The organism is Legionella sp. (assembly GCF_049790535.1).
Taxonomy (GTDB): domain Bacteria; phylum Pseudomonadota; class Gammaproteobacteria; order Legionellales; family Legionellaceae; genus Legionella.
The window spans coordinates 1-6,513 of record NZ_JBAQZB010000144.1; the positions used below are offsets into that span (position 1 = coordinate 1).

Here is a 6,513-nt window from a genome sequence, read left to right on the forward strand (position 1 = left end):
CTGCCCGGCGCTGGAACGATAGTCCACAGCGGCTGCGCTGCCTGCGCTGCTGGCCATAGCAGATAGAGTAACAAACCAACCAGTATCCTGCTCATTAATGTGGTGTTTTTATTATTTTTTTTCATCATTTCTATCCTTATATTACGTGAGTGTGATTCAGAAATGTTCTATTAGTATAAACATTGGTGGTTTTTTAGCCGCATACGTCTTTTCAATATCTGGTGCCAAATAAAAAATCTGGGTCTCACCACCTAAAGCCCAAACAGGCCCTATGGGGCCTAAAAAAATAAACGATACATCATAAATGCTCCTTGCAAAGTAAAAACAAGTCATTAAGTTACAATATAAAACAGTTGGCAGCAATTGATCGGAATAACAAGAAGATGAATTTACAAACTCCCAAGCAATTGAAGGAATGGCCTCCGCTGAATCACAACCTACAAAATGGTTGATAACTTGTGCTATTGATATATTGATTGAAGAACACTTGGAAGTTATCGACACTACTATATTAATATCACTGCAGAGTATAATTGATGAATTTCAACTAAAAATTATTGCTAAAAGAAAAAATTACCAATCATTTGATGACGTTATAGAATATATGGAATCATGGTAAATATAAAATTTTATCATATTATCAATCGTGATAGCAGCGGCCGCAAGATTTTTCCACAATGACCAAGATTCAGATAAGACGATAATTGCTCAATCGTCAGCAGAGATGGTCGTCGCCAGTGAAGCAGTGTATTCATTGGTGTTGTTTCTCATGATTAATTCATTCTCGGCATTAACTGGTCAATGTAGCCTAAAAAGGCATGCATTGCTTTTTGTAATTGGCGGTAAGCCTGTTCTAATTGCTCGAGATTTTGCGGATTTTCTTTTACCACATCATGAAAATGGGCTAATACCTGGCTAAGCTGCGGCAGGCTCAAATAAGAAACTCCTCCACGAATTCGATGCAGTTCGGCACGTAACCCCTCATTGTCCTGATTAACATAGGCTTTTTCTAAAATGTCTTGACTCCGTTTAAGGTCATCAGCAAGCATCCAGAGCAGTTTATGAACAAACGCCTCCGTTCCATTGCCTTGTTGAAGACAAGCGTTCCAATCAATTAGTTCTGCTGCTTTTTGGCGTTCCATATGTTTTATTTTTTCCTCATCGACTGCCTGTTCTTCTTGCCTCTTTTGAAATACATACTGCTGTAAAATAGCCTCTGTTTGTGCGAATAATAAGGGTTTACTGAATACCTCTTGCATACCGGCAGCAAATGCCTCTTCTCTTTTTTTCGGATTATTTGCATGCCCCGTGAGTGCGATGATGGGGATTTGTGAGGTCTTGGGATTATTCAAGCTACGGATTTGTCGCGTCACTTCAATCCCATCCATATCGGGTAAGCCGATGTCCATCAAGATTAAATCGTATTCCTTATCTTGAACGCTTTCGAGTACTTGCTGACCATTGACGGCATGCTCACTAGTACAGTTTAAACGCCTTAAGAATGTTTGTACTACTGTAGCTGCAAGAAGATTGTCTTCTACGACCAAAATCGATGTATCAACATGGGCATTAACCTTTGCTTCCTGTTGTTTTAAACGAATACTGGACTGATGAACTTGAACCTTATCGGTTTGGGGAAAACACAATGATTCTTTGGGGCAATCAACCCTATCGGCAACAATTAGGGGCACTGTAAGTGTAAAACGGGTTCCCTTTCCTACCTCACTGTCTACCTTAATATCTGCATCCATTGCCTCAAGATAATGTTTCACCGTATACAGCCCTAACCCGGAGCCTTTATAAATCCCTTGATACGAAGGAGTAAGACGAGAAAAATGTTCAAATATGGTCTCAAATTTATCTTCTGGGATACCAATGCCACTGTCTTCAACAACGATGAGTACGTAGATACGCTCTCCTAACTGATAAGTTGAATGATTTTTATTCAGCAATTGAAGACTCACTTTAACAAAACCACTAGGGGTAAATTTTAAAGCGTTCGATAAAAGATTTAGTAGCGTACGATCAAGATAAGTCCGTAAGCCCCTAAAATAACGAGGCACGTGTTGGTCTATCTCGCAGAATAACTTTAATTTTTGGTGAGTGGCTACGGGTTGTAAGAGCTGGATGTTGTGTTCAATTAAGTCGTGCACGTTAAACGATTCTTCGTTTGGCAGAGCTCCTGATTCCACATGCATGGTTTCAAGGATTTCATTACATAAGGTTAATAATTCATCCGTAGCACCGATTAAAAGCGCACTATCTTTCTGTACAGTCCCTGTCAGTTGCTTTAATAAGTCTAAGACTCTTTCTTTTGATGTGGTTTTTTTATTGAATGAGACTTGTTCTAAAACAGGTTGAATATCCGCAGCCGCATTAAATAATTCCTGAGTCATGCCAATAATCCCAGTCAGGGGAGTACGGATATCGTGACTCATATTGGCAATGAATGTGGATTTAGCGTGACTTGCTGCTTCAGCCAATCTTTTAGCTGCACGCAATTCTTCTTCTATTTTTTTAAGATAAGTAATATCAATGGTATTACCTATAATGCCCACTACATTGCCTTTTTTATCCCGTAAAGGCCGTTTAATTGACAGTTGTATTATTTTTTCTCCTGAGGGTAATAATGCGGTTTCTTCTTTAATAAGTTCTATCCCTGTTTGCATGATTTGCAAATCGTTTTTCCTAAATTCATCGGCTGTTTGTTTATCATACAAATCATCATCAGTTTTTCCTATAATCTCATTCTCTTCCCAAGTAAAACCCATTTTATGTAGGCTTTCACTACCCCTAGCATTTATTCCAGAATACACTCCGTTTTTATCTTTCCAATAAATATCACCGGGAACATAATAAATAATGTTTTTTAATTGAAAAATTTCATTATCTTTTTTGTCAATTATCTGCAGTAATTTTGTGATTTCACAATTATCTGCTCTTTTTCCCTTTAGATTTTTCATTACGCTTATTCCCTAGTTGTGGAAAAAATGATTACTTAGTGATGCTCATGCAATTAATAGTTTGATTTGGAAATCCTGGTCCAACCTCATCAATACATTGCGTTGTTCGCACACTCAAGCGTTTTTGAATGGCAACAAAATCTTGGGGTTCAAGGTAATCTATAAAAAAATCTGCACCTAAATTAGGGGCTGAATTTGTGAAGTATCTCGGTCTAAGGCCAATGTTCGCCACGATATCAAACAGGGCATTTAGAAGGTAATAAAGTTTTTTATCGAAGAGCGTATGCCCTTCTTTCAAGACACCATGCTCAACGATCAGTACCATCGAATCGTGATTACACTGATTAATGCATTGTATCAAACTCTCCCAACGATGTTGCAACGCAACATGATGCAAAACCCAACGTGCAATAATCAAATCAAATTTTGGTAGCATGCCGCAGCTAAGTTCTTCTGGAGTAAGGTAACGAATCCCTTCCGTTTTCGAGGCATAAGGATCAAAGCCATAGAGAGAAACTGTTTTCGCAAATTCCCTATCCATCAAGAAATTAGCTATTGTTTTTTCATAGCCCCCTTCATCGAGTCCAAAACCTAAGATAGTGATTTCATCTTTACGCTTAGTGTTTTCTATCCATTTTTTAATAGCCCTGTCTAACAACTGGTTATGCTGACTAAATGATTGCAGCGTACGGTCTGCATCTAAGGAAATTTTATGTCTGAAACAAAAATTGATAAAATCTTGACACACAGGTGACAGATTCGGCCGAGTTTTACTCGCAAAATAATTTTCTAGATACCTAGGTTGCTCATTTGCATAACGACTTAGCCAATGGATAAAATGCTCTATCGCATAATTTCCCTTGCTGTTGAGGTCAATGGTATGGAATATTTTTTTCAAACGTTCTGGCTGAAAAAGAAACTTAGGGATGCCAGAAGATTTTATTACATTATTATGCGCTTGAACAGCCTCAAAAAATCGATTGGTTCCATATCCTGCTTGTTGCAGGAGCTGAGAGGTGAATAACCTCCGTGATTTAGCTGCAAATAAATCTGGTTTATTTTGGGGGCAAGATTGAAAGAAAGTTCGACTAATAGGACTGGTTTTTGATAGAACAAAATTAATTTTAGGCTGCATTGATCATCCAGGAATTTTAATTATTTTTAGGGTAACTTATTTTTAAGGAGATCTCATTTTATTAGTATTGTTGACTAAAATAAAGTAACTATGGGTATAAAATAAAATCTTTTTTATTGAACTTCACCAGTAAAATAAGATAAAAAATACGTGTTTAATTAATTATAACCTACTCGAGTTTAGCCATTTTATTACCTTATTCACTTAACACCTTATCCATTACTACTTTTTTTGATACCATCAAGCCTAAGTTGAACAGATAATTATCTTAAAGAGATTAAAAAATGCAGCGTGACAATTTATCCATATTAGATATCCTTGTTGAAAAAACCTTAACTAGTTCAGTGCCTTTTCCTCTAGCCAAAACAGCAGTCATCTACATTCATCATGCGCTCCAAACTTCTCTATCTTTACTCAAAGCACAATTTAAACTAGGATTAGCCCCACAACATACGTTTGTTTTGAATAAACATTATTCAGAGTGCAGTCGTGTGGTTGAAGACATAAAAAACCTCGGTATTCATTATCAACCCTGCTCGCCTCAAGTCGGTCTAGGCAAATTTTCTCATAGTTTTACTCATGATATTAATTTACTCTGGTCTCAAGTAATTGCAAGTAAGGAGCCTATTAATCAAATGATTATTATGGACCATGGAGGTTATGCCTTAACCTTCATTCCTCAACAAATACTAGACAAATATTCGGTTGTAGGTATTGAGAAAACAAGCGCTGGTCTGGCAGATGGTCATTTACACTGTTTACCCTTTCCTATCATTGAAACGGCCTCGTGTGCTGCTAAAAAAATTTTAGAATCCCCGCTTATCGCAGAAGCCATCGTTACAAAACTTACTCCTCTGATACCTTTTCAGAAGAACATTACTTGTGGTGTAATTGGCCATGGCGCTATCGGTAAGGCATTGACTGAAAAACTTTTATCCATGGGACACCAGGTGATTGTTTATGATAAGGACTTTAATCAACGAAAAAAAGTAAAAGGAGCCCTTGTAACGAATGAATTAAGCGTTGCAATAGCTTTTGCAGACTGTATTTTTGGATGCACAGGGCAAAATATTGTGACCTCAATCGATCTCTTTAGGCTTTGTCCTAACAATAAAACACTGATAAGCTGCTCGTCAGAAGACAAAGAATTTTTGTCATTAATTCAATACATACAACACAAAAGAAATCAAAACACCACAGTAAAACCACTCAGTGATGTTGTATACAAAAATGACTTAGGCGCAACTATCCACATCGTACGAGGAGGCTTCCCGGTTAATTTCGATGACTCGGGAGAATCTGTTCCACGCAAAGACATTGAATTAACCCGAGCCCTAGTCCTTGGAAGTACCCTACAAGCAGTTAATTTTCTCAAAATGCCCAGTCTCTTAAAGCAAGGCGGTCTTTATATGCTTGATCCAAAATTACAACAATTTGTGGTTAACGAATGGCTTAAAATCCAACCTCAAGCACGTTTCTCTAAAGACATAAGGCAAAAATTCCAGGATGAATGTTGGATTGCGCGCCATTCTGGAGGCATTTATAACCCTGGTCCTGAATAATGAACACTCGTGTCCTTACTAGTTTAGTATAGTATTAGCATCAGCTATCATTTCTTGACCGTGAGAATTACCTGCTGCCTCAAGCACTATACCAACTTCATATATGCGCCCAAAACTAAAGATACGTCACCACTTTGTACCATTAGTTTTGAGCTGCCTGCCAAAGAAAAACAAATAGGTCGACACGTAACGCAAAATGTATATGCAACAGAACTTACTCTCTGTCCGCCTGATAGAAAAAGAAAATTATCGACAAAATATGGAGACAAAACAGTACCACCACCGTAGTGATTGCAACAGAAATCAACCCACCTGCAGGACAAGAGCCTCTTGAATGGATCTTATTAACCAACGTTAAGATAAATGAGATTATCTGGTCCCATTCATTACTAAATCATTGAAACCAGACAAAGAATAAAATATGATAACCATGCAGTTTAAAAAATCTGTACTTAAAGCGCTGATAGAAGAGACAGCAATCTCAACTACCAGCTAAGCCACAATATTTACTTTACTAGGAGTAAAAATCATGACCTACGTCATATTAGTTCATTCTGTCCTTAATATTCAATGTTTCTCGTATAAGAAATCACTTGATTCGCCACCTTTAGGTTAATTTCAGACCGTTTTGACTAATACGCTGATAAGTGCGTAGGAAGTCGTTCGTCTTTAAGACACCAAACGGGGGCATGACCTGTGGATTGCCCCTGCCTTTGCACACTTTAAAAAAAAAGGGACAACCATGTCAGAAAGAATACAAACAGAGTTTTATCACCTCAAAGTACAATCTTTCTTTGAGAATTTTGCAGGGCGCTATTTAGCCTATCTTGGCAACATGAGGCCTAATAAAACA

The 6,513-nt window shown here is 37.6% G+C and carries 4 protein-coding genes; 2 read left to right on the plus strand and 2 right to left on the minus strand.

The window, feature by feature from the left end; all coding sequences use genetic code 11:
* Nucleotides 1–415 precede the first annotated feature (415 nt).
* The gene (locus WA877_RS09875) at nucleotides 416–619 is read left to right on the plus strand and encodes an ABC-three component system protein (RefSeq protein WP_425170750.1); all 204 of its coding nucleotides are present in this window, start codon (nucleotides 416–418) and stop codon (nucleotides 617–619) included.
* Between the two features lie 154 nt (nucleotides 620–773).
* Here the strand turns inward: WA877_RS09875 and WA877_RS09880 are convergent, their stop codons facing one another.
* Complete coding sequence (locus WA877_RS09880; protein WP_425170751.1) at nucleotides 774–2,963, minus strand: ATP-binding protein; 2,190 nt, start codon at nucleotides 2,961–2,963, stop codon at nucleotides 774–776.
* Nucleotides 2,964–2,994: 31 nt separating this feature from the next.
* On the minus strand, nucleotides 2,995–4,098 hold the full coding sequence (locus WA877_RS09885) for a hypothetical protein (protein ID WP_425170752.1): 1,104 nt from the start codon (nucleotides 4,096–4,098) through the stop codon (nucleotides 2,995–2,997).
* A 284-nt stretch (nucleotides 4,099–4,382) separates the two neighbouring features.
* On the opposite strand from WA877_RS09885, the gene WA877_RS09890 reads away from it, so the two are divergent.
* On the plus strand, nucleotides 4,383–5,660 hold the full coding sequence (locus WA877_RS09890; protein WP_425170753.1) for an NAD(P)-dependent oxidoreductase: 1,278 nt from the start codon (nucleotides 4,383–4,385) through the stop codon (nucleotides 5,658–5,660).
* The last annotated feature ends 853 nt before the right edge of the window (nucleotides 5,661–6,513 follow it).